Here is a 25,765-nt window from a genome sequence, read left to right as displayed (position 1 = left end):
CGCCGAACCCCCACCCCCCGCCACCGTGGAGGTCCGCTTCGAGGCCCCGGTGCGCACCGTGCTTGGCCGGCCGGGGGGCGGAAAGCTGCCCATCAACCAGGTGGTCGCCCTGGCTCCCGGCGTGTTTCGCGTCCAGTACACCTGCCCCGGAAAGCGGGCACCTCGGGGTATTGAGACCTACAACATCCGACCTGTAACCGGGGAACTCCAGACGCTCCGGGTCCCATGCCGGAGGAAGCGCTAATTGGCACGGCGACTTACGCGTATGCGGCATCCGCACCCTGCGGAGGACACGTAGGACCGGGTAAGCTTGAGTGCCCTTAAGTCGTTGGAATTCCTTGGCTTTCCACCAAGCGGGCGCGTTTACACATGTCAGAGGGGTCCGTAGACTCCGGCCCCTCTATGGCTCGCGCGAAGAAGCAGAAGAACATCAACCGACAGAGGACCTACCCCGCGGGGAGGGTGGCCCGGCAGCTCCCGGTCGCCCCGGAGCCCAACCGACTGGTGAAGGTGTGGCGGCGCGTGTTGGAGCGCCGGCTGCGCACGCGGCTGCGGGGGAAGGTGGCGGTGGAGATCCACGACAACACCCACACGATGCTGACGTTCCAACGTCAGCGCGCGCTGTGGCGGTTGAGGCTGCACCACATGTTCCTGGCCGCGCCGGACGAGGTGCTCCAGGCGCTCGCCAGCTTCGTGCGCAAGGGGGACGCGGACGCGAGCGCGCTCCTGGACCGCTACATCGAGCGCAACCGCGTCTTCATCCGCCGGTTGTCCCCGGCGCAGATGCGCAAGCGGCTGCGGCTGACACCGGCGGGGCGCTACCACGACCTGGGGCGCATCTATGAGCGGCTCAACGAGCGCTACTTCCAGAGCCGCATCGACGCGGCCATCACCTACGGGCCGGCGCCCCGGGTGAAGGGTCCGCGCAAGAGCATCAAGATGGGCTCGTACTCCGCGGACTCGAAGGTCATCCGCATCCACCCGGCGTTGGACCAGCCGCTGGTGCCCCGGTACTTCGTGGAGTGGATCGTCTTCCACGAGATGCTGCACCACGTCTACCGCGCCCGCAGGGGCGACGACGGCCGGCGCTGCATCCACCCACCGGAGCTGATGGAGCACGAGAAGCGCTTCCACGACTACCAGCGGGCGCTCGCCTGGGAGCGGGAGAACCTGGACCTGCTCCTGTGCGCTCGCACGGAGCAGGTCTGACGTCAGCGGGTCCGCTCCCCGGGCGCCTGTCCGGCGTCCGGGAAGCGGGCCGTTCCGGAGGCATGGCCCGCCGCCGGAAGATGCCGCCCGGGGTCCTCATGGGGCCCGGCGGCGTCAGGATGGAGGATGACCGCTGGCGCTGCTCCGCACGTCACCGGATGCCGCCAGCGGCCTCCCTGGGCCCCGAACGCGTCAGGGCAGGATGAGTCCACCGGGGCTGCGCCGCTCGTTCGTGGGGGCGGTGGGAAGCTCTCCGGGAGCCGTGGCGCCCTGAGCTGCCTGCGCCTGGGCTCCGGCCGCGGCCAGCACCACGACCTTGGCGAAGAGCGTCTCCGCGAAGCGTGAGAAGGGCTCGTCGAGTCCGTGGAAGAGGCGCCGCGCCTCGCCCCTCGCGATGTCCGCCTGGAGGGCCCGCTGGGTCGCGTCGAAGAAGGCCGCCATGCGCCACAGGCGGCGCGCGTAGCGCTGGCGCACCTCCGGGGTGAACCAGGCCCGCGCCGCGTCCCGCACCCGCTGCTGCACCTGCTCCTGACGCTGGGCTCCGCTCAGGGCGAGGGGACTCGAGGCCAGCGCCTGCACCTGCTCCATCAACCCCCGCACCTCCGCGTCGGGCGGCATCCACTCCGCGAGCTCCGGCGTCGCGTGGAGCTGATCGCCCTCCAGGGCACGACGCACATCGTCGGGCTCGGGGGCGGGGAGGGGCTCGGGCTCGTGGACGGGCTGCACCCCGTGGTGGCGCAGCGCGGCCTCCATTTCCGGCGGGAAGGGCGTCCGGGTGCGCAGGTTGAGGGCCGCGGCCTCGGCGAGCAGCCGCGCCCCCTCCTCGCGGGAGACCTCCATGCCGAAGCCGTTCTGCAGCCCGTGCTTCAGGATGCGGCGGAGGTCTCCCCGGCTCTGCTCGGTGCGGGTGAGCTCCAGCACGCCCTGCTCATCCGACGCGATGACCTGGAGCAGCTCCACGCCGCCGCGCACCACGCGCGTGAGCAGCACGCCGTACTGCCCCGTCGACGACACCAGGGTCACCAGCGTGGGCAGCGCCTCCGGCGCCGGAGCCGGGGGCTGTGCCTTGGGCGCCTCCGGCGGGGTGACGCCGCGCGAGCGCAGCCGGTAGAGCGCCTTCTTCGCGGCCTTGGCCAGCGGCTTCACCGGGGAGGCGGACAGGGCCTCCGGCAGTGCCGACTGGCCCGCCAGCACCGCGGCCTCCAGCACCGCGCCCGCCAGGGCTTCAGGCAGCGCCTCCACGGACGCGGCGGACGCGGAGCCCACGTCGTTCACGAGCCTCCGGGCCTGCTCGACGTCCGCCTCCGGGAAGGCGGGCAGGGGCGTGCCGGCGCGCAGCGCATCCAGCAGGGGACGGGGCTCGGTGGAGGCAGGGCTCATGCGCCGGGTTTCTACTTCACGCGCTACCGCCGCCGCACCAGCCAGCTCCCTCCGGTCTGTCCCACGATGACCAGTTCCGACTGGAGCCGCCCGCCGAACACCCGGGACGGATGCACCCCGCGCACGAGGAAGTGGTCGTACCAGACGCCCTGCGTCGCGTAGTCCAGCTCCTGGGGCCGCCACTCGGACGGGAAGGTGGGCGGCACCTCCCCCCGGTAGCGCAGCGGCGAGTGCGGCGTCGTGGCGAAGGTGAAGTTGGGCACCCCGCCGCGCTCACGCGCCACCACCGCCGCCGCGTGGATGAAGACGGGGAAGCGCACCACGCTGGAGCGCGGGTCGAACACCAGCCCCATCACCTTTGGCCGGTTCGCCGCGAAGCCGGACAGCACCTCCAGCTCGCGGGCCTCCTCGGAGAAGCGCTGGAAGCCGCGCCCCATCACGAAGGCCAGCAGCAACGCGCTCGCCACGGCCGCGAGCCCCAACGGCCGCCGCCATTCCGCGCGCGCGGCCGGCATGCTCGCCACCAGCAGGGCCGCGGCCAGGTACGCGTAGCGCGTGTTGAGGTAGTAGACGTACCCCCGGATGTCGAAGGGCAGCAGGAAGTACAGCGCCAGCGCCAGCACCCCCAGCCCCAGGAGCCGCCAGCGCGCCACCATGCCCTCGCGCCGCGTCCCCGGCCCCACGAGGCCGAGCATCCAGCCCGCCACCGCCACGGCGCCCACCGCGTACAGCGGCCACCGGTCCGAGCCGTCGTGGAAGGTGTTGGCGAGCACCTGGAAGAACTCCGCGCGGTTCTGCTCGAAGCCCTTCCACGCCAGGTTCTGCGGGGAGAACGTGGGCCCCCACGCCTTCCACGGCGCGCCCGGCTGGATGTCCGGCGGGTTGCCGAACCGGAGCACCACCCACGACAGGAACAGCGTCACGCCGGGCACCACGCCCAGGAGCGCCGGCACGCGCGGCCGCAGCCGGGCCCCGACGCCGCGCGCCGCCGCGTCCTCCGGCACCGGCGTGGTGAAGAGCAGCCACGGCAGCCCGAACGCCAGGAACCCGAAGGCCTGCACGTGGAAGAGCAGCACCGCCACCAGGCACACCGCCAGCCCCACGCCCCAGCGCGCGCGGCGCGGCGCGTCCGTCAGCGTCCGCACGAAGAGGCCGCAGCACAGCAGCGTCAGCGGCAGGGCCGCCAGGTAGTTGATGAAGCCCCAGCCGAAGCTGTCCCCATACGCGAGCGGCAGCGTGAGCAGCGCGGGCCACGACGGCCGGCCCAGGCTCCGCAAGAGGAAGGCCATGCCCAGCGGCATCCCCACCACGTACGCGGTGAGGAAGACGCGGTTGGCCAGCTCCAGCGGCAAGAGCCAGTTGAGCGCGCTGACGAGGTAGTAGTAGCCCAGGTAGGGCGTCAGCTCGTGCCGGGCCGCGAACAGCGTGGGGTACAGCGTCGTCGGGTCGTCCAGCCGGTGCAGCACCGAGATGAGGTACAGGTGCTGCGGCAGGTCCACCATCGGCAGGGAGCGCGACACCCAGAGCGGGAGCGCGCCAAGGACGAGCGCGGCAACGAAGGCGATGCGGGCGGTTTGATTCGTCACGGGCAGGAGGGCGCGGACTGTACGCGCGCGCCCCCGCGCCGGGCGAGCGCACCGTGCGCTCCGTTGATGGGTAGGCAAAGGTGCGTGCGAATGCCTTGGCAGGGGGAATGCCCTGCGCTATAGGCCGGGACGGCGGACGCCTCCCCCTGTCTTCGAGGGCCTCGCCAAGGAGAGCGACATGGCACGCAGCGCGACGTTGATGACCGCGGGATTGCTGCTGGGAGGCCTCTGGCTCATCCCCGTCAGCGCCCACGCCTGCGAGGCCCACGCGAAGGCGGCCGCCTCCAAGGGCAGCACGCCGCGGGACCCGGCGACGCCCCCGGCCCCGGAGGCGAAGAAGGACGACGCGCCCCGTCCCCTGGAGGAGCTGGATCAGCTGCTGACGGCGAAGTGCTCCTGCGGCAGCAAGGCGGACTGCACCTGCAAGCGTGGCAAGTGCGAGTGCTCCAAGTGCTCGGGCCGTCACGCGCCGCGTCAGGTGATGGATGCGCTGCGCGGCCGTCCGGCGACGCAGGAGCTCCAGGAGGCGCGCAACGACGCCTCCGCCGGCATCTTCATCTGAGGCGGGAAGGGGGCCGTGAAAGGCCCCCGGGGTGCACCCGGGCGGGTGGCTCAGGCCGCCGGGCTGGAGGGACGCGCGCGCGGGGCAGGGGCTCCGCCCTCGGACACGAGCACGGGCCAGCCGCGCGCCATGGCCTCACGGAAGAAGGCCGCCAGCTCGTGCCGGCTGCTGTTCACCGCGCCCTGGAAGGGGTCGATGAGGGCCTCCTCGCCCAGGCTCTGCTGCGAGGACAGCTGCACCGGGTGGCCGCAGCGCTCGCAGCGGATGGACACCTGGCGCACCAGGGCCACCGGCACCGCGTAGCGGGCACTGCACTCGCCGCACTTCCACACCAGTGCGCGCTCGCCCGCCTCCCGGCGCGCCAGCTGCTCCAGCTCGTCCGCCATGCGCAGCAGCGCCGGCAGGTCCTGGGGCGGCTGGGCGAAGATGGCGCTGGGGCCGTAGCCCTTGCCCGGCGAACCCAGGGCCGGGGGCCGGTCCCCCTGGAGCAGGGCGCGCATGCGGTCGCGGGCTTTCAGGTCGCGGAACTCGGCGCCGGCCAGGGCGCGCTCCACGGCCTCGAGCACGGGAGGCAGGTCCGGCTCGAGGCGTTCTTCGTCCGGCAGGGTCTTGGGGAAGTCCACCAGCCGGTGGGCGGGAAGTGCGAGAAATCGGAAGGCCACGTCCCTTCCATGGCACTTGGGCCCGCCATCCGCAAGACGCGAGTTGGCAAACGTGGGACGCGGGCGACAGTCCGCGTGTGCTTCTTTCAGGCGGACCACTCCAGCATCCGCTGCAGGGGCGCCAGCGCCGCGTGCTGCAGGTCCGCCGGCAGCACCAGCTCCGGGGTCCGGTCCTTCATGCAGCGGTAGAGCTTCTCCATCGTGTTGAGGCGCATGTACGGGCACTCGTTGCACGCGCACCCGTTGTCCGGCGGCGCCGGGATGTATGTCTTGTCCGGCGCGGCCTTCTTCATCTGGTGGAGGATGCCGGCCTCCGTCACCACGATGAACTTCTGCTTCGGGCTCTTCACCACGTAATCCAGGATGGCCTTGGTGGAGCCGATGAAGTCCGCGTGCCGCAGCACCTGCTGCTCGCACTCCGGGTGGGCCACCACCAGCGCGTCCGGATGCTCCACCTTCAGCCCGACGAGCTTCTTCTCGCTGAAGATTTCATGGACGATGCAGCTGCCCGGCCACAGCACCATGTCGCGGCCCGTCTCCTTCATCACGTGCCGCCCCAGGTGCTGATCCGGCGCGAAGAGGATGGGACGGTCCTTCGGAATCTGGTTCACGATGCGCACGGCGTTGGAGGACGTGCAGATGACGTCGCTCATCGCCTTCACCGCGGCGGAGCTGTTCACGTACGACACCACGAAGGCGTCCGGGTGCTTGTCCTTGAACGCCTTGAAGGCCGCGGGCGGGCACCGGTCCGACAGTGAGCAGCCGGCCTTGAGGTCCGGAAGCAACACCTGTCGGCTGGGATTCAGAATCTTGGCGGTCTCCGCCATGAAGTGCACACCGCAGAAAACGATGACGTCCGCTTCCGTCCGCGCCGCCGCCTGCGCGAGCGCCAGGCTGTCACCGACGAAGTCGGCCACGTCCTGCACTTCGCTCTCCTGGTAGTAGTGCGCCAGGATGACCGCGTTCATGGAGCGCTTCAGCTCCTGGATGCCCGCCTCGTAATCGACCGTCTCGCCCATGGGGGGCCTCCTCATCGCCCGCGCATTCTGTAACGGCGTTCGGAGCGCGGAGCCAGCGCGCCGCACCGGGCCCGTGCGTGCGTCCCTACCCACCAAGGGGTCCCGGTTGACTGCGCGTCTTTAACCTATTCCGAAAAGTCCTCTCACCCCCGCGTACATCACCTAATCCGTGGGAGCAGGTAAAGTACGCGCTGGTTGTTCGCCGGCGGGTCACCGGGAAGGCGTCACAGCGCGAACCCTGCTGGCACCAGAGAGAGCACCAGGCTCGGACACTCAAGACAAGCGGATGGCGGGAACGGGGCGCGTGCATGCCCCGCGTCGACGGGAATGGCGCCATGCACGGGCGCCGGTGTGGCTCTTGCGCGTCGGGAAAAATCCATGAGCGTGCCGACTCACGAAGTTCTCATCGTCCACCCCAACGAGATGCGCCGCAACGCGCTGAAGTCCGCGTTGGGTGCGCACCGGGTCTCGGTGGTGGGCTCACAGCTGGAGGCCGCGCGGCGCATGGAGGCGTCCGTGCCCACGCTGATCATCGCGCCCGCGGACAACGCGCGCCGCTTCTTGCGGCACGTGGACCGCGCGGCGCCGGAAGCGGTCTGCGTGTTCGTCTGCGCGCGGTCGGATCAGCACGGGTTGGAGGAACTGGTGGAGACGGCCGCGGAGGGGCACGTCTTCAGCACGGTGGACGACGCGCTGACCGAGGGCGAATTGAGCGTGCGCCTGCGCGACATCCTCCAGCTGCGCGCCTCCACGCGCGTGTCGCTGGACGCGGGGATGCGGGTGGACTTCGTCCTGCGCGGCCAGCCCTTCACCGCCGAGTGCCAGGACCTGGGCCACTTCGGCGCCGCGCTCCAGGTGCCCATGGACGCGTCGATGGCGGCCTTCCTTCCGGGCACGCCCCTGGACTCGCTGACCATGGTGCGCGACGGCCGGCCCGTGCTCCACGTGGACCGCGCCTACGTGCGCCACGCCACCCCCATCCAGCAGGGGACGCACGCGTTCCTGCGCGTGGGCATCTCCTGGCGGCCCGCCCACCCGGAGGCGACGTCCGCTCCGCCGCGCACGCTGCGCGACGCGGTGGCGGTGCAGGCCGCGCTGCGCAAGGCGCTCCGGCGCGAGCTGCCGGTGTGGCTGCATTCGCCGGACAGCCAGGCGGCGCACTTCCGGTTGGAGTCCGCCACGGTGGAGCCCTGCGACGAGCGGGGCCTCTTGCGCGGACGGGTGTCCCCGGGGCTGCCCGCGAGCGTGGGGGAGGTGGTCCACCTCTCCTTCGAGATGGGCGGCCAGCGCTACCGGGGCGTCACCAGCATGCTCCACGTCGGGCATGACGGCGTGTCGCTGGGCATGCCCCGGTCGCTGGCGGTGGAGAACCGGCGCGGGCAGCAGCGCTTCCGTCCCAGCGCGCACCACCGCTTCCTCGTGCACTTCACGTCTCCGTTCAGCGGCCAGCGCATCACCCGCGCGGTGCTGGACCTGGGCGCGCGCGGGTTCGCCTTCCCCATCGACGCGTCGTGCGAGGTGCTGCCGGTGGGCTCGCACCTGGACACCACGCTGCTCCTGCCGGATGGCTCGGAGGTGGCGTGCCGCGTGGAGGTGCGCTCGGTGGAGGTCGTCCCCTTCGAGTCCCGGCATGATCAGCGCCTGCGGCCCTACCGCTGCGGCGTGCGCATCCTGGACATGCCGCGCACGGTGCGCGACGCCATCATTGACGCGTTCGTGTCCGCGCGTGCGCCCCAGGTGCGCGACGGCGCGGTGTTCCGCTTCCCGGACCTCTGGCGGATGATGGAGGACGCCCGCTACACCTTCCACCCGGACCATCCCTTCGGCGAGGAGTCGCGCGTCCTGCCCGTGCTGGAAGCGACGCATGAGCGGCTGAGCCGCGCGCGGGAGCTGGGGCGCTCGCTCGTCTTCACCGACACGCACCGGCTCTTGGGACACGTCAACGGCCTGCGCATGTACTCCGGCACGTGGCTGGTGCAGCACCTGGCCGTGATGCCGGGCTTCCGGCGCAGCGAGCAGATCTCCAGCGAGCTCACGTCGCTCGCGGTGGAGGTGGGCGAGGCGATGGAGGACGTGGAGTTCATCCGCTACATGTGGCGCACCGACAACCGCTGGCCGCACCGGTTGGGCACGTGGCTGGCGCGCGTGCTGGAGGGCCAGGGGCTGTGCCACCTGCGCCAGTTCCACTACCTGCGCGCGGACCTGGACCTGGAGCCCGCCATGGACGTGGCGGCGCTGCCCGCCGTGCGCGAGGCGGGCCCGGAGGACCGCCGGTGGCTGGAGTCGTACCTGCGCCGCCGGGGGGAGATGGTGCGCCTGCTCAGCGAGGACCTGCGCGCGGATCCCGGCGCCGAGGCCTCCCTGTCCGAGCGCTTCCGGACGGCGGGGCTGCACCGGGAGCGGCGGATGTTCGTGGTGGAGGGCGAGGCGGGGCCGCTCGCGCTGGCGCTCCAGGACGAGGCCACGCCGGGCTTGAGCCTCATTGAAGTCACCAACGGCTTCAACCTGGTGGTGGCGGACCGGGAAGACCCTCGCGCGAAGGACGCGGTGGCGGCGCTGGTGCTGCGGTGCATGACGCACGCGCGCGAGCGGGGCCGGCACGCGGCGCTGGGCATGGTGGACGTGCTGGACGTGCCGGTGCTGCGCGAGCTGGGCTTCGTGGACCAGGGCCGCTTCTCCGAGTGGACCTTCCACCGCTCCATGGTGCGCCGCTGGTGCGAGGCCTGGCGCTCGCTCTTCGAACGGCAGATGCCCATGCGGCGCATGAAGCAACGGGCTCCGTCATCCGTGACGGCCGCGGCCCAGAACCAGGAGGCGCTGTGATGTACCTGATGGAATCCGCAGACGAGTCCCGCCGCCTCTGGGAGCAGGAGCAGTCCCAGGACACGCGCGCTGTCCTCCGCCGCACGGGCCTCAAGCCGGGGGACCGCGTGCTCGACGCCGGGTGCGGCCCCGGTGGCATCGCCGAGTTGATGGCGGAGCTGGTGGGGGAGGGCGGCCACGTCACCGGCCTGGACTCGCACGAGGGCCGCGTCGCGGAGGCGCGAGCGCGCAACGCCCACCGCGCGCACCTGACGTTCCTCCAGGCGGACGTGCGCGCCACGGGGCTGCCCCCGGACGCGTTCGACTACACGTGGAGCCAGTACGTCTTCGAGTACCTGCCGGACCGGCATGTCGCGCTCGCGGAGCTCATCCGCGTGACGCGGCCCGGGGGGCGGGTGGTGGTGTCCGACATCGACGGGCTGGGCCTCCAGAACTGGCCCTTCCCGGAGCACCTGCGCGCGGGCACCCAGCGCGTCGTGGATGCCCTGGCGGCGCGCGGGTTCGACCTGCACGTCGGCCGCAAGCTGTTCTCCGAATTCCGCCGCGCGGGGCTCTCCGACGTGCACGTGCACCTGATGCCCTTCTATCTCTCCCCGGGCGCCGCGGAGGCGCGGCTCGTGCGTGACTGGAAGACGCGCTTCGAGGCGCTGGCGCCGGTGGGCGTGGCGGTCTTCGGCGGCCTCGAGGCCTACCAGTCGCACTGCGACGAGTTCCTGGCGATGCTCGAGGACCCGGAGGGACTGAAGTACGCGGTGACGCTGGTCACCGAAGGAACGAAACCGTGACCCAACGCCTGCCGGCGGTGAAGGTGCAGGACGTGTCACCGGACAACGCCCCCGAGGTGAGCGTCCGCGCCACGTCCACGCTGCTGCTCTACTTCGAGCACCGCTACGGCGCGGAGCGGCTGGCCAAGGTGTGGCGCGAGCACGGGTTCAGCCTGGGGCTGGACTACATGCGCCAGCCCACCAACTACGTCTCGCTGCGCTTCCTGGAGCGCGCGGCGATGGCGCTGCGTCAGGAGTCCGGCGACTCGCGCTTCATGCGCGAGGCGGGCCTGTTCACCGCGTCGCCGCAGGCGCTGGGCTTCGTCTTCTACATGCTGCGCGCCTTCGGTTCGCCCAAGGCCTGCTACAAGCAGACCATCGACTTCTCCCCCAGCTACAACCGGGTGGGGACGTTCGCGGTGGACCTGCTGGAGCACAAGCGGCTCAGGCTGTCCTACCGCAGCAGCATCCCGGAGCAGAACCGCAACATCTGCGAGCTGCGCATGGGCCAGTTCGCGTCCTTCCCCACCATCTGGGGCCTGGCGCCCGCGGAGGTGCGGGAGACGGAGTGCCAGGTGCTGGGCGGCGAGGCGTGCCGCTACCACCTCACGTGGTCGGATCCGCCCGCGCTCTGGGGCCACTACCTGGGCCTGCTGCTGGGCATGGTGAGCGGGCTGTTGGCCACGCACGTGGGCTGGGGGGACGCGCTCTTCTCCGTGGCGTCGCTGGGCGTGGGCGGCTTCGCGCTGGGCGGCTGGTTGGACCGGCGGCGCGAACTCAAGCGCAAGGATGAGCTGCTCGCGGCGCAGGCCCAGGCGAACATGGGCTCGCTGCGCGAACTGCAGCAGCGCTACGACGAGGTGTTCGGCAGCAACGTGGCGCTGGAGGACCGCGTCGTGGCGCGCACGCGGGAGCTGTCGGAAGCCAACGCGAAGCTGGAGTCGGCGCTCGTCAAGCAGCGCGAACAGGACCGGCTGAAGACGGAGTTCTTCGACAACGTGAGCCATGAGCTGCGCACGCCGCTCACGCTCATCCTGCTGTCGCTGGACGCGCTCCAGAAGGAGCCGGAGTCGCTGCCCACGGTGGTGCGGCAGCACCTGGTGACGCTGGACCGGAGCACGCAGCGGCTGCTGCGGCTCATCGACAACCTGCTCAACCTGGCCCAGCTGGAGGCGGGCAAGGTGCGCCTGCGCTACCAGCCGCTGGAGCTGCACGCGTTCCTGTCCTCGCAGCTGCTGCCCTTCCGCACCGTGGCGGAGAAGCAGGGGCTCACCCTCACGCTGGAGGGCGGGCCGGTGTCGCCGGTGCACGTGGACGCGGAGCGGATTGAAGGCGTGTTCCACAACCTGGTCTCCAACGCGCTCAAGTTCACCCCGGCGGGCGGCAGCATCCTGGTGCGCCTGCGCGAGGACGACACGGACGTGCACGTGGAGGTGGTGGACACGGGGCAGGGCATGGCGCCCGCGGACCTGGCCGTCATCTTCGACCGCTTCGCCCAGGCGGACACGTCCGGCACGCGGCGCTTCGGGGGCAGCGGCATCGGCCTGGCGCTGGTGAAGGAGACGCTGGAGCTGCACTCGGGCCACATCGAGGTGTCGAGCACGGTGGGGCAGGGCTCAAGCTTCCGCGTGCGGCTGCCCAAGGGCACGCAGCACCTGCGCGAGGACCTGCGCGAGCGCCGCGCCACGGACCTGCCCACGCGCCGCGAGCGCCGCAGCTCCGGCCGCTTCGCCACCGTGCTGGCCGCCACCGTCGCCGGGGCGCAGCGCCCCACCGAGCCGCAGGACCACACGCGCGCGGACGCGAAGGCCCCGCGCATCCTGGTGGTGGAGGACGACGCGGAGATCCGCGCCTTCATCGCGGACATCCTCGCGCCCAGCTACCGGGTGCTGGAGGCCACCAACGGCGAGGAGGGCGTGCGCCGCGCGCTGGAGGAACGGCCGGACCTGGTGGTGTCGGACGTGATGATGCCGGTGCTGTCCGGCCTGAACCTCCTGGTGCAGTTGCGCGCCCACGCGCAGACGGTGGACCTGCCCGTCATCCTGCTCACCGCGCGCCAGGAGGTCTCCGCCAAGGTGGAGGCCCTGGGCGCGGGCGCCAACGACTACCTGGGCAAGCCCTTCAGCCCGCGCGAATTGCTGGCGCGCGTGGAGACGCAGCTGCGCCTGCGTGAAGCGGCCGTGCGCGCGGCGGAGAACGAGCGGCTGGCGGCCATTGGCCTGCTCACCTCCGGCTTCGCGCACGAGGTGCGAAACCCCCTCAACGGGTTGATGAACGCGCTCATCCCGCTGAAGGAAGTGGTCCAGGGAAAGCAGACGGGCGGCGACCCCAACCTGGGCCCCGCGATGCTGGAGGTGATGGAGGAGTGCGGCCAGCGCATCCGCCACCTGGCGGAGTCACTGCTGTCGTTCGTGCGCACGGCGGAGAAGCCCGTGTCGGTGCGGTTGGATCAGGCGCTCGACTCCACGCTCAGCGTGCTGGGCTGGCGCGTCCCGCCGGGCGTCGTGGTGGAGCGCTCCTACCAGTGCGCGGACCCCATCCTGGGAGACCCGGGCACCCTCAACCAGGTGTGGCTCAACCTGCTGGACAACGCCCTGCGCGCGGTGGGCGACACCGGCCGCGTGCAGGTGGAGACGGCGCAGCAGGGCGAGGAGGCGCTCGTCACCATCGTGGACACCGGCGTGGGCATCCGTCCGGAGGACCTGGAGCGGCTCTTCCAGCCCTTCTTCTCCACCCGCGCCGCGGGTGAAGGCACGGGCCTGGGCCTGGCGCTCAGCCGCCGCATCGTCCTGCAGCACGGCGGGCGCATCCTCATCACCAGCCAGATGGGGAAGGGCACGCGGGTGGAGGTCCGGCTGCCCCTGCGTCCGGCGCACGCGGAGCCCATGGCCCAGACCCCCACCACGGGTACGAGTCGCGGCCGCTGGTCGCGGCGCATTGGCTGACGCGCCCGGCCACGAACGGACAGGGCGCGGGGGGCTGAAAGGCCGCTCGCGCAGGGGGCGGGAATTCCCAAGGACGCGTGGTGTCCTCTGTCCTCGCTGATGGCGTGACTCCTGTTACAGTCGCGCGACTTTTCGTTCCCCCTCACAGAAATCCGTTCGAGGAACTCACGGCATGCAAAGCACCGTCGCCGCGGGCGAGGCCCGCAAGGGGCATCCCCCGGGCCTGTATTTGTTGTTCGCCACCGAGATGTGGGAGCGCATGTCCTATTACGGCATGCGCGGCCTGCTGGTGCTCTTCCTCACCGACAAGATCCGGGGCGGCTTTGGCTGGTCCACGGCGGATGCGCTGGGCCTGTACGGCACGTACACCGGCCTCGTGTACCTGACGCCCATCCTGGGCGGCTACATCGCGGACCGCTTCATCGGTCAGCGCAAGGCGGTGCTGCTGGGCGGCGTGCTGATGATCATCGGCCACCTGCTGCTGGCGCTACCCGGCGTCCCCATCTTCTACACGGGCCTGGGCTTCCTCATCATCGGCAACGGCTTCTTCAAGCCGAACATCTCCACCATGGTGGGCGGGCTGTACCCCACGGGTGACGGCCGGCGCGACGGTGCCTTCACCATCTTCTACATGGGCATCAACCTGGGCGCCGTGCTGGGCAACTTCATCTGCGGCACGCTGGGTGAGCGCGTGGGCTGGCACTGGGGCTTCGGCTCCGCCGGCGTGGGCATGACCCTGGGCGTCATCATCTTCCTGGCGCTGCAGAAGCGGCTCCTGGGCAACGTGGGCCTCGCGCCCGCGCCGCGCCCCACCGAGGCGCAGACGACGACGCCGGACGGCAAGCACCACGCCTTCAGCCGCCAGGAGTGGGACCGCATCATCGTCATCTTCATCATCGCGCTGTTCGTGGTGGCGTTCTGGACGGGCTTCGAGCAGGCCGGCGGCCTGATGAACCTCTACACGGACCAGAAGGTGGACCGCTCCATGTTCGGCTGGGTGGTGCCCACGACGTGGTTCCAGAACTTCAACTCCGTGTTCATCGTGGCGCTGGCGCCGGTGTTCGCGGCGGTGTGGAGCTCGCTGGCCGCGAAGGGCAAGGACCTGAGCATCCCGGTGAAGATGTCCCTGGGGCTCATCTTCCTGGCGGTGGGCTTCGCCTTCATGCTGGGCGCCTCCAAGGAGAGCGCGGCGGACGGCAAGGCGGCGGCCTGGTGGGTCATCATGGCGTACCTCTTCCACACCATGGGCGAGCTGTGCCTGTCGCCGGTGGGCCTCTCCATGGTCAGCAAGGTGGCGCCCCAGCGCGTCGTCTCCGCGATGATGGGCGTGTGGTTCCTGGCGAACGCGGTGGCCAACAAGCTGTCCGGCGTGCTGGGCGGCTACTCGGAGAAGATGGGTGAGTTCAGCGTGTTCCTCACCATCGTCATCGGCGCGGGCCTGGCGGGCGTCATCCTGCTGTTCCTCGCCCCCATGCTGAAGCGGATGATGCACGGCACGGATGAAGTGACGCCCGCGCCGGCGCCCGCGCACCAGGAAGGCACCATCCACCCGGCCACCTGAGCCGGGGGCGGTTGCCCGAAATCCCCGCAGTACGAACGCCGGAGCGCCCCCTGGGTGCCCCGGCGTTTTTCGTGGGCCCTGGGGCCCTGCACGCCCGCTCCCGCGTGAGTATCGATTCTAGAGCCCCATGCGGATCCAGATTGGAAAGAGCCGCTCGGCGGATTGCATCGCCGCCGCGCGGGAGGCGAGCCAGGAGGCGCTGCGAGGCGCGGACGCCCCCACCTTCGCGCTCGTCCTGTGCACGGACCAGTACGACGCGGTGGCGTTGGCGTCCGCGGTCCGCAAGGTGCTGGGGGACATTCCCTGGGCCGGGTGCAGCGCGGCGGGCGTCTTCGCGGGAACCGAGCTGCTGCTCCAGGGGCTGGTCATCGCGCTCTTCCTCGGCGACGACTTCCTCGTGGGCGTGGGAATGGGCGGGCCGGTCAGTGAGAGCCCCAGGGCGGCCGGGCGCGCGGCGGTGGCCGAGGCCGTCAGCAAGCTGCCTCCCAAGCCGCCCGGGCACCGGCGTGCGCTGATCATCCTGCCGGACGCGCTGAGCGGCAATCCGACGGAGGTCGTGCGCGGGGCCCAGCAGGAAGCGGGCGCGGGCATCCGCTGGGCCGGGGGCGGAGCGGGCAACAACCTCCGGTTCGTCAAGACCGCCCAGTTCACGCAAGGGCATGCCTACCAGGACCAGGTGGTGGTGATTGCCTTCGATGCCCGGGAGCCATTTGGCGTCGGCATCCAGCACGGCTGGTCTCCGTATGGTCCCCCCTCGCAGGTCACGAAGGCCCGGGGCGCGACCGCCGTCGAACTCGACTACGAGAGCGCCTTCGAGGTCTACCGGCGCACGGCCGTGAGCCGGGGGGACTCCCTGGATGAGCAGAGCTTCGCCCGCTTCGCGATGACCCACCCGCTGGGGATTCCCCAGGCCAACGGCGAGTTCGTGATCCGCGACCCCCTGTCCGTAGACCCCGACGGTTCGGTCCGCTTCATCGCCGAGGTTCCGGACGGCTCCCTGGTCCGCGTGATGGAGGGCAAGCGTACGGACCTGCTCGACGCCGCGGCCGGTGCCGCCACCCTGGCCCGGGAAGCCACCCCGGGCGCGGTGGGTGGCGCGGTGGTGTTCGATTGCGTCTCCCGGTACCTCCTCCTGGAGGAGGGAGTCCAGGACGAGCTGGCGAGGTTCCAGAACGCGCTCGGAGCGGGCGTCCCGGTGGTGGGCTGTCTGACCCTGGGCGAGGTGGGGGCCATGGGCGGTGGGGTCCCCCAGTTCCACAACAAGACGGCGGTGGTGGTCGCGCTGCCTGGGTGAGGGGACGAGGTGGCGCATGGAGGACCACGGCGCGGACGCGGAGCACAAGCTCACCGAGGAGCGCCTCGCGCTCTTGAGCGTGCTCCAGGAGCTCACCGTCGCGGCGCTCGACCTCCTGGATCCGGACAGATCCGCTGACGACTTCCTGGACCGCGTCGCGGAGCGGCTGGGGTGCATGGTCGCCCTCTGGCTCCAGTCGGATGCGTGGGGACAGGTCGGCCTCCTGGGCGCGAGCGGACTGTCCACGGCCTCGCGCCAGCTCCCGCTTCCAGAACGGCCCGAGGCTGACCTGCCCTATCCGGAGCTGGCCTCGCCGGGGCTCGTCCATTGGTCCGTGCCCATCAACGACGCGGGGCCCCCTTCCAGCGTGCTGCTGCTGTACTTCGATCGCGAGCCGAGTCTGCCGCGGCAATACCGGGGCATGGTGGACCGGCTCTGCGGCGTGCTCCGCACCGCGCTCATCCACCGGCGGCTCTTCGCGCGGACCCTGGACAGCGAGCGCGCGCTCCAGCACGAGCGGGACTTCAGTTCGGCGGTCCTGGATACGGCCCGTGCCCTGGTGATCGTCCTGGATCCCGAAGGCCGGATCGTCCGCTTCAACCGGGCGTGCCAGGAGATGACGGGCTACTCCTTCGAGGAGCTGCGCGGCGCGCATTTCTGGACGCGGCTCCAGCCGCCGGAAGAAGCAGCGCGGGTGAAGCGGAACTTCGCTGTGCTCGCGGCGGGGCAGGGGCACGAGCAGTACGAGAGCCACTGGATGACGCGGACGGGAGAGCGCCGCCTCATCTCCTGGTCCAGCAACGTCCTGCGAGGCGAGTCGGGAACAATCGAGTACGTCATCGGCACCGGCATCGACATCACCGAGCACCGCCGGACCGAGCAGGAGCGCGACCAGACGTTTCAGCGGGAGCAACAGGCGCGTGCCCGGGCCGAGGAGCAGGAGAGGAGGTCCGCGCTCCTGGCGGAGGCCTCCGGGCTGCTCACCAGCTCGCTCGCCCCCAAGGACGCCCTGCGGAGCGTGGCCGCGCTGACCGTCCGCCGGTTCGCGGACTGGTGCGCGGTGGATCTCCTGGACGGGAGTCCCTCCCCCCAGCGGATCACCGAGGCCCGCTCCGAAGCGCTGCGGGCCACCGCGCTCGCGCGGATGCACTGCGCGCTGCCCGACCTGGAGGCCGCGCATGGCCCGGGACGCGTGCTCCGCGTTGGCGAACCGGAGTTCTTCCCGGAAGGGGGCGCCTCCCTGTCACTGGGCTGCGTCCGGGACGGGCAGGACCTGGCGGAAGTCGTCGAGTTCCCGTCCTGGATTTCCGTGCCGCTGCTCGCACGGGCGCATGCGCTCGGCGCGCTCACCCTTGCCCGCATGGAGGGTGGGGGCCGGTATGGACAGGCCGACTTCGACCTGGCCCAGGAGCTGGCCCGCCGCGCGGCCATGGCCCTGGACAACGCCCGCCTCTATCAGCAGGCCCAGATGGCCATTGGCCTTAGGGATGAGTTCCTCTCCATTGCCTCCCATGAGCTGAAGACCCCCGTCACATCCCTCCAGTTGTCGGTGCAGGGCTTGATGCGCCTGGGCCGGACCGGCGCGCTCCGGACCGCGCCGGTGGAGACGGTGACCCACTCGCTGGAGGTCATCGAGCGTCAGGCGAAGCGGATGGCGAAGCTCGTCAACACGTTGCTGGACGTCTCCCGCATCCACGCCGGACGGCTCGAGCTCGAGTTCGAGGAGGTGGACCTCGCCGCGCTGGTCCGGGACGTCGCGGCACGCTTCGCGCCCGAACTGGCCACGTCGGGAACCCGGCTCCAGTTGCACGCCGACAGGGCGATGCCGGGAGTGTGGGACCGGTCGCGGCTGGATCAGATCTTCACCAACCTGCTCTCGAACGCCATCAAGTACGGCGAAGGCAGGCCCATCGAAGTCCGGGTGGAGGGGGACTCCGTGATGGCCCGCCTGGAGGTCCGGGATCAGGGCATCGGGATCCCGGCGGAGCGGCACGCGCGCATCTTCCGGCCCTTCGAGCGCGCGGTGTCGTCACGCCACTACGGAGGGTTGGGACTGGGCCTCCACATCGTGAACCAGCTCGTCGAAAGGATGGGGGGCTCCGTCCAGGTCGCAAGCGAGGCGGGGCATGGGGCCACCTTCACGGTGGAGCTCCCACGGCGGGGGCCCCACGCGTCTCCCGCCGCGGAGCCGCCCGCGCACGCGGGGCCTTAAGCCGGCTTCGGCTCCACCGCGGGATTGCGGCCATCCATGGGGGCCTGCGCGTCCGTCTGGTAGTAGTCGCGCACCACGTAGCGGCGGGCCACCAGCGCCATGCCCACGGCGGCCACGGCCGCCAGGGCCGCGTAGAAGAAGAACTGCGCGGAGCCCGTGAAGACGTTGAGCGCCGCGGCGATGGCCACCGCCACGTTGGCCAGCGTGTTCGTCACCAGCCACACGCTCTGGATGGTGCCCTTCATCTCGCGGGGCGCCTGCGTGTACGCGAACTCCAGGCCCGTGGTGGACACCAGAATCTCCGCCACCGTCAGCACGATGTACGGCAAGAGCTGCCACGCGATGTTCAGCGTCGTCCCACCCTCCATGGCCACCTGGAAGAAGCCCGCGATGACGAACGACGCGGCGCCAATCACCAGGCCCAGCGGCATGCGCCGAAGCGGCGTCAGCTCCCAGCCCGCCCGCTGGAAGGCCGGGTACACCACGGCCGTCAGGAAGGGGATGAGCAGCATCACCAGCATGGGGTTGATGAACTGCATCTGGCTGGGCTGGAACACCACCCCACCCACGTTCGGATCCATGGACCGCGCCTGCACCACCCAGGTGGACGCCTTCTGATCAAACAGCATCCAGAAGAAGGGCACGAAGGGCAGCAGCAGCGCGGACACCCGGAACACCGCCTTCACGCCCTCCACCGCCTCCGCGGGGTGCTCCGCCTTCGCCTTGTCCAGCCAGGTGCCGCCCGCCACGTCCTTGCCCCGGAACGCGCTGCCCAGCACCTTGAAGAAGGAGTGCGGATTGGGGCCCGTGGGCGGCACCAGCACGTAGTGCTTGCGGCCCGCCCAGAAGATGACCGTCGCCACGAACATCAGGATGCCCGGCACGCCGAAGGCCACCGCCGGTCCGTAGTTCTTCATCAAGAGCGGGACGAACAGCGACGCGAAGAACGAACCGAAGTTGATGGTCCAGTAGAAGATGGCGAAGACCTTCTTCACCAGGTGCTTGTTCTTCTCCGAGAACTGGTCGCCCACCATCGCGGACACGCACGGCTTGATGCCGCCGCTACCAATCGCGATGAGCGTCAGGCCCGTGTAGAAGCCCTTCGCGTTGTCCTCGAAGAGCGCCAGGCATGCGTGCCCCGCGCAGTACACGAGGCTCAGCACGAAGATGGTGTGGAACTTCCCGAAGAAGCGGTCCGCCAGGTAGCCGCCAATGAGCGGGAAGAAGTACACCCCCGCCATGAACAGGTGCATCAGGCTCTTGGCCTGGGCCTCCCGCAGCCCCGTCTCCGGCACGTGCGTGCGCAGCAGGTAGTCGATGAAGAACACCGTGAGGATGTTCCGCATCCCGTAGAAGCTGAAGCGCTCACAGGCCTCGTTCCCGATGATGTAGGGAATCTGGGGCGGGAAGCGCTGGGAGGTGGGGGCGGTCGAGGTCTCGGCCATACCCCCACCCTACCGGGGCCCCTCAGGCCGCGTCCACGCGCTTGCCAATGCGGGCCCGGCGCGCCTTGCCCAGCACGTGCTTGAGGTAGCGGCCGGTGTGGCTGGCCTCCACCTTCGCCACGTCCTCCGGCGTGCCGGTGGCCAGAATCTGCCCGCCGCCAGAACCGCCCTCCGGCCCCAGGTCGATGAGCCAGTCCGCGCTCTTGATGACGTCCAGGTTGTGCTCGATGACGAGCACGCTGTTGCCCGCCTCCACCAGCCGGTTGAGCACGGACAAGAGCTTGCGGATGTCCTCGAAGTGCAGGCCCGTGGTGGGCTCGTCCAGGATGTAGAGCGTGCGGCCGGTGGCCACGCGCGCCAGCTCGCGCGCCAGCTTGATGCGCTGCGCCTCGCCGCCGGACAGGGTGGGGGAGGGCTGGCCCAGCCGCAGGTAGCCCAGGCCCACGTCGGTGAGCGTCGTGAGCACGCGCATGATGTCCTTGTGCGCGCCGAAGTGGTCCACCGCTTCGCGCACGCTCAGGTCCAGCGTCTCCGCGATGTTCTTGCCCTTGTAGCGCACGCGCAGCGTCGCTTCGTTGAAGCGCTTGCCGTTGCACACCTCGCAGGGGACGTAGACGTCCGCCAGGAAGTGCATCTCCACCAGCTTCACGCCGTCGCCCTCGCAGGCTTCGCAGCGGCCGCCCTTGATGTTGAAGCTGAAGCGCCCCGGGCCGTAGCCGAAGGTGCGCGCCTCCGCCGTCATCGCGAACACCTCCCGGATGGCGTCGAACACCTTGGTGTACGTGGCCGGGTTGCTGCGCGGCGTGCGCCCAATGGGCCGCTGGTCGATGTCGATGACCTTGTCCAGGTGCTCCAGGCCCTTGATGGACTTGTGCTTGCCCATGGGCTCGCGGCTCTCGTAGAGCGCGCGCGCCAGGGCCGGGTACAGGATCTCGTTGATCAACGTGGACTTGCCCGCGCCGGACACGCCCGTCACCGCCGTGAAGATGCCCAGCGGGATGTCCGCGTCCACGTTCTTCAGGTTGTTCTCCGTCGCGCCCACGATGGAGACCTGGTGCTTGGGATTGGGCGCGCGGCGCGTCTCCGGGATTTCAATCTCCTGGCGCCCGGACAGGTACGCGCCGGTGAGGCTCTTTTCGTCCGCCATCACCTGCTTGGGCGTGCCCTGGGACACCACCTGCCCGCCCAGCTCGCCCGCGCCAGGACCGAAGTCCACCAGGTAGTCCGCCTCCTCCATCGTCTCCTCGTCGTGCTCCACGACGATGACGGAGTTGCCCAGGTCACGCAGCCGCTTGAGCGTGGTCAGCAGCTTGCCGTTGTCGCGCTGGTGCAGGCCGATGGAGGGCTCATCCAGGATGTAGATGACGCCCGTCAATTCGCTGCCCATCTGCGACGCCAGCCGGATGCGCTGGCTTTCACCGCCGGACAGCGTGGACGCGGTGCGGTCCAACGTGAGGTAGCCCAGGCCCACGTCCACCAGGAAGGACAGGCGGCTGCGGATCTCCTTGAGCAGCTCCTGGGCGATCTTCTCCTCCTGTGCGCTCAGGCCCATCTGCGTGAGGAAGGTGCGCGCCTCCGTGATGGTCATCCGGCTCAGCTCCACCAGCGTGCGCAGGTGCACCTTCACCGCGCGGCTCTCCGGACGCAGGCGCTCGCCCTTGCAGGAGGGGCAGGGCTTGTCGCTGAAGTACTTCTGGAGCTCCGCCTTGCGCGCCTCCGACGTCGTGGTCTTGAAGTTGCGCATGGTGCGGGCGAGCAGGCCCTCCCACTCCATGTTGTACTCGCCGTTGTCGCCCCACTGCACGGTGAAGGACTTGCCCTTCACGCCGTTCATCAGGACGTCCTTCTCCCGCTTGGACAGCTTCGCGTACGGCACGTCCAGATCAATCTTGAACGCGGACGCCAGGCTCTCCACGAAGTCCGCCGTCCAGCCCTCGCCGCGGTTCATGCCGCTGGCCCACGGCTCGATGGCGCCGTCGCGGATGCTGCGCGACGGGTCCGGCACCAGCAGGTCCGCGTCCATCTCCGGGCGGGTGCCCAGGCCGTTGCAGTCCGTGCACATGCCCAGCGGGTTGTTGAAGGAGAACGACGCCGGCGTGAGGTCCCCGAAGGACAGGCCGCACGCGGGGCACGCGTTCAATTCGCTCATCACGCGGTCGGACGCGAGCGTGCCCTTCTCATCCGTGATGATCAGCGTGCCCTTGCCCTCGCGCAGCGCGGTCTCCACGGAGTCCGTCAGGCGCGTGCGCAGGTCCGGCTTCAACACCAGACGGTCGATGACGAGCGCGATGTCGTGCTTGGACTTCTTGTCCAGCTCGATGCGCTCCTCCAGCTCCCGCACCTTCCCGTCCACGCGCGCGCGGGAGAAGCCTCGCTTCTGCGCCTCCGCCAGCAGGTCCTTATGTTCGCCCTTGCGGTTGGTGACGATGGGCGCCAGCACCTGGAGCTTGGTGCCCGCGGGCAGCTTCATGATCTCATCCACGATCTGCTGCGCGCTCTGCTTGCCCACCTTGCGGCCGCACTGGGGGCAGTGCTGCACCCCGATGGAGGCGTAGAGCACGCGCAGGTAGTCGTGCACCTCCGTGACGGTGCCCACCGTGGAGCGCGGGTTGTTGCTGGCCGCCTTCTGCTCGATGGAGATGGTGGGCGACAGGCCGCGCAGCGTGTCGTAGCGGGGCTTCTCCATCTGCCCCAGGAACTGGCGCGCGTAGGAGGAGAGGCTTTCGACGTAGCGGCGCTGGCCCTCCGCGTAGAGCGTGTCGAACGCGAGCGAGCTCTTGCCGGAGCCCGACACGCCGGTGAACACCACGAGCTTCTTCTTCGGGATGTCCAGGGAGACGGTCTTGAGGTTGTGCTCCCTGGCTCCACGGATGGAAATGACGTCGGGCTCGGACATGGGGGCGCGCTTTATCACTGAAAGGGTGTTCCGGTGCACGCAAAGGCGCACGCCCGGAGAAGTTCAGGCAAAACACCCGGGACGTCCGCCCGCATCCCCCCGCCAGACGGGCACGCGGCCGTCCCGCGCGCTCCACTCATACCTGCTGAAAGTCGCACGGCCCCAGAGGGTGAAGGGTCGGTGTGGCATCCACCGTTTTAGAAGCTTTTGCAGTCGCTTCCACGAAACGTGGAATCTCCTGCTTTACCCGTTAAACGCCCCGACCCAGCGTGGGCGCCCGTTTGCCATGTTGGCGGCGTGACGACGCCTCGTTGGGACGTCCAGGCACCAGGGTTGCACCTTTCTACGCCGACCGGATCCACGTGCAGGGCTGTGTGGGGGGACACCGGTGCCGTGTGTAGGAAGGACGGGACTCTGTATGCGTGGACTCCGATGGTTGGTGTTGGCGGTGGTGGTGGCGGCGGGGACGGCGTGTGAGCGGCCCACTTCACAGCAGGCACGCACGGGCTTCGCCGCGCGGCCGGAGCTCCTGGAGTTCGGTCCCGCTGCCGTGGGCCGCACCAAGGCGATGAAGCTGCGGCTGTCGAACGAGGGGCGCGCGTCGTACCGCGTGGAGGGGGCGCGCTCGTCGCTGCCCAACGTGAGCATCCCCGCGTTCGAACCCTTCACGCTGACGGCGGGCGCGGAGCACGAGATTGAAGTGCGCTTCACGCCCGACGTGGAGGGCGCGGTGCAGGGACAGCTGGAGGTCTTCACGGATGCCTCCGGCGGCGCGGCGACGCAGGTGCCCGTGAGCGGGCGCGGCGTGAGGGCGCTGGTGGAGGTGCCGGAGTCAGCGCTCGACTTCGGCAACGTGAACCTGGGGCTGGTGGAGATGCGCGAGGTGACGGTGCGCAACCCCTCCGACGTGGAGAGCCCGCTGGTGCTGTCGGTGGAGGGGGCGGACGCGGACGAGTTCTCCGCCGGGGCGGGACTGCCGTCCACGCTGGCGCCGCACGAGACGCGCAAGGTGCCGGTGGCCTTCAGCCCGGTGCGGCTGGGCAACGCGGATGCGGCCCTGCACATCGCCGTCTGTGACGGCTGCGAGCCCGCGGTGGTGACGCTGACGGGAATGGGCGTGGCCGGCGCGCTGGAGGTGACGCCGCTGCGCGTGGACTTCGGCCGGGTGGCGGTGGGCGCCACCGCCGAGGAGCGCATCACCGTGCGCAACCTGGGCAATGAGCCGCTCAGCTACAAGGGCGCGTCGCTGCTGGAGGACCCTTCCGGCGTGTTCAAGGTGGTGAGCGCGCCCGCGCTCCCCAGCGACATCCTGCCTCCGGGCGCGGTGGTGGAGCTGCGCGTGGCCTTCACGCCCGTGGCGGCTGGCAAGGCGCGCAACGGCCGCGTGGAGGTGTCCGTGCGCAAGCCGAAGTCGACGTCGCCCGGCCCCAAGGTGACGCTGACGGGCGAGGGGGGCGCATCGTGCGTGGAGGTGACGCCCGCGCACCTGGCCTTCGGGCCGGTGGCCTTCGGCATGACGGCCACGCGCGACGTCACCGTGTACAACCACTGCCGCGAGGAGACGTCCATCACCGGCCTGCACCTCACCACGCAGGCGGGCGGCTACTTCACGCTCGCGCAGCCGCCGTCGAGCCAGCCGGTGGCGCCCGGGGGCACGCTGAAGGTGGGCATCACGTTCAGCCCGCGCGCGGGCGTGGGCAGCGCGAGCAGCGGGCAGCTGGCCGTCACCTCCACCCAGCGCACCTCCACGGCCACGGATGGCGTGACGCTGTCGGGGGAGGGCCGCGCCTTCGCGCCGTGCGAGTACGCGCTGCCCTCGGTGCTGGACTTCGGCCAGGTGCCGGTGGGCTCGGAGGTGGCGCTGGGCGTGACGCTGCGCAACACCGGCACGGAGGCGTGCTTCGTATCGGCGCTCCAGCTGGCGTCGGGCTCGGACCCCGCCTTCCGCGCTTCGACGGTGCCCAACAGCGTGCTGGAGCCCGGCAAGAAGACGACGCTCATCGTGCGCTTCCAGCCGCCCACGGAAGGGGAGTTCCAGGGACTGGCGGAGGGCTGGGTGAGCCACCCCACGCACGGCCACCCGCTGGTGAACCTGGTGGGCCGGGGCGTGCAGGGGTGCTTCTCCGTGCAGCCCACCACGGTGGACTTCGGCATCAACCGGCTGGTGTGCGGCCCGCGCACCCGCGAGTTCATGGCCTACAACGACTGCCCGGGGGACGTGAAGGTGACGGGCATGAAGCTGGAGCAGCCGGGGCATGAGTTCGCGGTGTCCGGCGCGCTGCCCGCCACGATTCCCGCGGGCGGGCGCGTGAAGCTCACCGCGAAGTACGCGCCCGTGGAGGAGGGTGAGGACGCGGCGACGGTGCGCTTCACGCTGAAGGACGGGAGTGTCTTCAACGCGGGGCTCGTGGGCCGGGGGATGGACAAGACGGACCAGACGGATCGCTTCATCCAGGAGGCGGAGGCGCGCGTGGACGTGCTCTTCGTCGTCGACAACTCGGGCTCCATGATGGAGGAGCAGCAGAGCCTGGGGGAGAACTTCGCGGCCTTCCTGTCCGCGGCCACCGCCGCGCAGGTGGACTACCGCATCGGCGTCACCACCACCGGCCTGGACCCGTCTCCCGGCGGCTGGTCCGAGTGCCCCGGCGGCGCGCTGGGCGGTGAGAACGGGCGCCTGTTCCCCGTGGACGGCACCAGCCCGCGCATCATCACGCCGGAGACGCCCAACGCGGCCGGCGTCTTCGCCACCAACACGCACGTGGGCGTGTGCCACTGGAACGAGCAGGGCCTGGATGCCGCGTACCGCGCGCTGTCGGATCCGCTGATCTACGACCTGGATGATCCGCGCACCCCCGAAGCCAACGACGGCAACGGCGGCTTCCTGCGCGAGGACGCGAAGCTGGCCATCATCGTGCTGTCGGACGAGGAGGACTTCAGCGCCCAGCCGGTGACCTTCTATGAGACCTACCTCCTGGCCCTGAAGGGGAACGACCCCTCCAAGGTGAGCTTCAACGCGGTGGTGGGCCCGGAGGACCTGACCACCTGCACCACCTCCAGCAGCTCCGGCAGCCGCTACATGGAGCTGGCCCGGAAGCTCAACGGCGTGGTGGACAGCATCTGCACGCCCAACTGGGCCACCTCGCTGGAGAAGCTGTCGGAGAGCGCCTTCGGCCCCAACCGCGCCTTCCCCCTGTCGGAGGTACCCTCGGACCCGGGCGCCATCACCGTCCGTGTGGATGGCGTACCCGTGACGGAGGGCTGGTCCTATGACGCGCGCGCCAACGCTGTCATCTTCGACCGGCAGCGCGCCCCGGCCCCGGGCGCCGTGGTGGAAGTCACCTATCCGCTGGGCTGCCCGTAGCCGGGGCGGCCATTCGTCCGTCACCGGAAAGTGGCGGGGGTGGATG

General features: G+C 70.4%; 16 protein-coding genes. 10 read left to right on the top strand and 6 right to left on the bottom strand.

From position 1 onward, the window contains the following. Both D7X32_RS46310 and D7X32_RS29370 read left to right on the top strand, forming a co-directional pair. The coding region (locus D7X32_RS46310; RefSeq protein WP_208752573.1) for a hypothetical protein at window positions 1-244 on the top strand (244 nt) is incomplete at its 5' end. A gap of 158 nt (window positions 245-402) precedes the next feature. Further along, window positions 403-1,209 carry a hypothetical protein gene (locus tag D7X32_RS29370; RefSeq protein WP_216618542.1) on the top strand — a complete coding sequence of 269 codons (807 nt, stop codon included), beginning with the start codon at window positions 403-405 and terminating at the stop codon, window positions 1,207-1,209. Between the two features lie 192 nt (window positions 1,210-1,401). Here D7X32_RS29370 and D7X32_RS29365 read toward each other — a convergent pair whose 3' ends face one another. Both D7X32_RS29365 and D7X32_RS29360 read right to left on the bottom strand, forming a co-directional pair. Next, a complete protein-coding gene (locus D7X32_RS29365) occupies window positions 1,402-2,589 on the bottom strand; it encodes a hypothetical protein (protein WP_120605874.1) in 1,188 nt (395 codons plus the stop codon). Window positions 2,590-2,612: 23 nt separating this feature from the next. Continuing rightward, window positions 2,613-4,175: a hypothetical protein gene (locus D7X32_RS29360; RefSeq protein ID WP_208752571.1), complete on the bottom strand. Its 1,563-nt coding sequence runs from the start codon at window positions 4,173-4,175 to the stop codon at window positions 2,613-2,615. A 178-nt stretch (window positions 4,176-4,353) separates the two neighbouring features. On the opposite strand from D7X32_RS29360, the gene D7X32_RS29355 reads away from it, so the two are divergent. Beyond that, window positions 4,354-4,737, top strand: a complete 384-nt coding sequence (locus D7X32_RS29355) for a metallothionein (protein WP_120605872.1) — start codon at window positions 4,354-4,356, stop codon at window positions 4,735-4,737. A 50-nt stretch (window positions 4,738-4,787) separates the two neighbouring features. On the opposite strand, the gene D7X32_RS29350 is transcribed toward D7X32_RS29355, so the two are convergent. Further along, the gene (locus D7X32_RS29350; RefSeq protein ID WP_120605871.1) at window positions 4,788-5,399 is read right to left on the bottom strand and encodes a zinc ribbon domain-containing protein; all 612 of its coding nucleotides are present in this window, start codon (window positions 5,397-5,399) and stop codon (window positions 4,788-4,790) included. A gap of 86 nt (window positions 5,400-5,485) precedes the next feature. Next, window positions 5,486-6,418 carry a quinolinate synthase NadA gene (gene nadA, locus D7X32_RS29345; RefSeq protein ID WP_120605870.1) on the bottom strand — a complete coding sequence of 311 codons (933 nt, stop codon included), beginning with the start codon at window positions 6,416-6,418 and terminating at the stop codon, window positions 5,486-5,488. Between the two features lie 378 nt (window positions 6,419-6,796). On the opposite strand from nadA, the gene D7X32_RS29340 reads away from it, so the two are divergent. From D7X32_RS29340 to D7X32_RS29315, 6 genes are all read left to right on the top strand, one after another. Then, the gene (locus D7X32_RS29340; protein WP_120605869.1) at window positions 6,797-9,241 is read left to right on the top strand and encodes a PilZ domain-containing protein; all 2,445 of its coding nucleotides are present in this window, start codon (window positions 6,797-6,799) and stop codon (window positions 9,239-9,241) included. Beyond that, the gene (locus tag D7X32_RS29335; RefSeq protein WP_171448873.1) at window positions 9,241-10,026 is read left to right on the top strand and encodes a methyltransferase domain-containing protein; all 786 of its coding nucleotides are present in this window, start codon (window positions 9,241-9,243) and stop codon (window positions 10,024-10,026) included. Before D7X32_RS29340 ends, D7X32_RS29335 begins: the two co-directional genes overlap by 1 nt. After that, the gene (locus tag D7X32_RS29330) at window positions 10,023-12,950 is read left to right on the top strand and encodes an ATP-binding protein (RefSeq protein ID WP_120605868.1); all 2,928 of its coding nucleotides are present in this window, start codon (window positions 10,023-10,025) and stop codon (window positions 12,948-12,950) included. Before D7X32_RS29335 ends, D7X32_RS29330 begins: the two co-directional genes overlap by 4 nt. A gap of 172 nt (window positions 12,951-13,122) precedes the next feature. Further along, window positions 13,123-14,511: a peptide MFS transporter gene (locus tag D7X32_RS29325; protein ID WP_120605867.1), complete on the top strand. Its 1,389-nt coding sequence runs from the start codon at window positions 13,123-13,125 to the stop codon at window positions 14,509-14,511. Window positions 14,512-14,638: 127 nt separating this feature from the next. Continuing rightward, the gene (locus D7X32_RS29320) at window positions 14,639-15,805 is read left to right on the top strand and encodes an FIST signal transduction protein (protein WP_120605866.1); all 1,167 of its coding nucleotides are present in this window, start codon (window positions 14,639-14,641) and stop codon (window positions 15,803-15,805) included. 16 nt (window positions 15,806-15,821) lie between these two features. After that, window positions 15,822-18,017, top strand: a complete 2,196-nt coding sequence (locus D7X32_RS29315) for a sensor histidine kinase (protein WP_120605865.1) — start codon at window positions 15,822-15,824, stop codon at window positions 18,015-18,017. Here D7X32_RS29315 and D7X32_RS29310 read toward each other — a convergent pair. Both D7X32_RS29310 and uvrA read right to left on the bottom strand, forming a co-directional pair. Further along, complete coding sequence (locus D7X32_RS29310) at window positions 18,014-19,462, bottom strand: POT family MFS transporter (RefSeq protein ID WP_120605864.1); 1,449 nt, start codon at window positions 19,460-19,462, stop codon at window positions 18,014-18,016. The two genes, D7X32_RS29315 and D7X32_RS29310, sit on opposite strands and share 4 nt — an antisense overlap. Window positions 19,463-19,484: 22 nt before the next feature. After that, window positions 19,485-22,358, bottom strand: coding sequence for an excinuclease ABC subunit UvrA (gene uvrA, locus D7X32_RS29305; RefSeq protein WP_120605863.1), 2,874 nt, complete (start codon window positions 22,356-22,358; stop codon window positions 19,485-19,487). Between the two features lie 418 nt (window positions 22,359-22,776). Between uvrA and D7X32_RS29300 the strand changes: the two genes are divergently transcribed. After that, a complete protein-coding gene (locus D7X32_RS29300; RefSeq protein ID WP_120605862.1) occupies window positions 22,777-25,719 on the top strand; it encodes a choice-of-anchor D domain-containing protein in 2,943 nt (980 codons plus the stop codon). Window positions 25,720-25,765 lie beyond the last annotated feature (46 nt).

It is taken from the genome of Corallococcus carmarthensis (assembly GCF_003611695.1).
In the GTDB taxonomy this organism is placed as follows: Bacteria; Myxococcota; Myxococcia; order Myxococcales; family Myxococcaceae; genus Corallococcus; species Corallococcus carmarthensis.
Note: the sequence above shows the minus strand (reverse complement) of the source record. Positions and strands in the feature narration are given on the sequence as shown.

Bases quoted from the DNA above. Each gene is read 5' to 3' on its own strand.
- D7X32_RS29370 (WP_216618542.1), top strand. From the start codon at position 403: ATGGCTCGCGCGAAGAAGCAGAAGAACATCAACCGACAGAGGACCTAC.
- D7X32_RS29365 (WP_120605874.1), bottom strand. From the start codon at position 2,589: ATGAGCCCTGCCTCCACCGAGCCCCGTCCCCTGCTGGATGCGCTGCGC.
- D7X32_RS29355 (WP_120605872.1), top strand. From the start codon at position 4,354: ATGGCACGCAGCGCGACGTTGATGACCGCGGGATTGCTGCTGGGAGGC.
- nadA (WP_120605870.1), bottom strand. From the start codon at position 6,418: ATGGGCGAGACGGTCGATTACGAGGCGGGCATCCAGGAGCTGAAGCGC.
- D7X32_RS29340 (WP_120605869.1), top strand. From the start codon at position 6,797: ATGAGCGTGCCGACTCACGAAGTTCTCATCGTCCACCCCAACGAGATG.
- D7X32_RS29335 (WP_171448873.1), top strand. From the start codon at position 9,241: ATGTACCTGATGGAATCCGCAGACGAGTCCCGCCGCCTCTGGGAGCAG.
- D7X32_RS29325 (WP_120605867.1), top strand. From the start codon at position 13,123: ATGCAAAGCACCGTCGCCGCGGGCGAGGCCCGCAAGGGGCATCCCCCG.
- D7X32_RS29320 (WP_120605866.1), top strand. From the start codon at position 14,639: ATGCGGATCCAGATTGGAAAGAGCCGCTCGGCGGATTGCATCGCCGCC.
- D7X32_RS29315 (WP_120605865.1), top strand. From the start codon at position 15,822: ATGGAGGACCACGGCGCGGACGCGGAGCACAAGCTCACCGAGGAGCGC.
- D7X32_RS29310 (WP_120605864.1), bottom strand. From the start codon at position 19,462: ATGGCCGAGACCTCGACCGCCCCCACCTCCCAGCGCTTCCCGCCCCAG.
- uvrA (WP_120605863.1), bottom strand. From the start codon at position 22,358: ATGTCCGAGCCCGACGTCATTTCCATCCGTGGAGCCAGGGAGCACAAC.
- D7X32_RS29300 (WP_120605862.1), top strand. From the start codon at position 22,777: ATGCGTGGACTCCGATGGTTGGTGTTGGCGGTGGTGGTGGCGGCGGGG.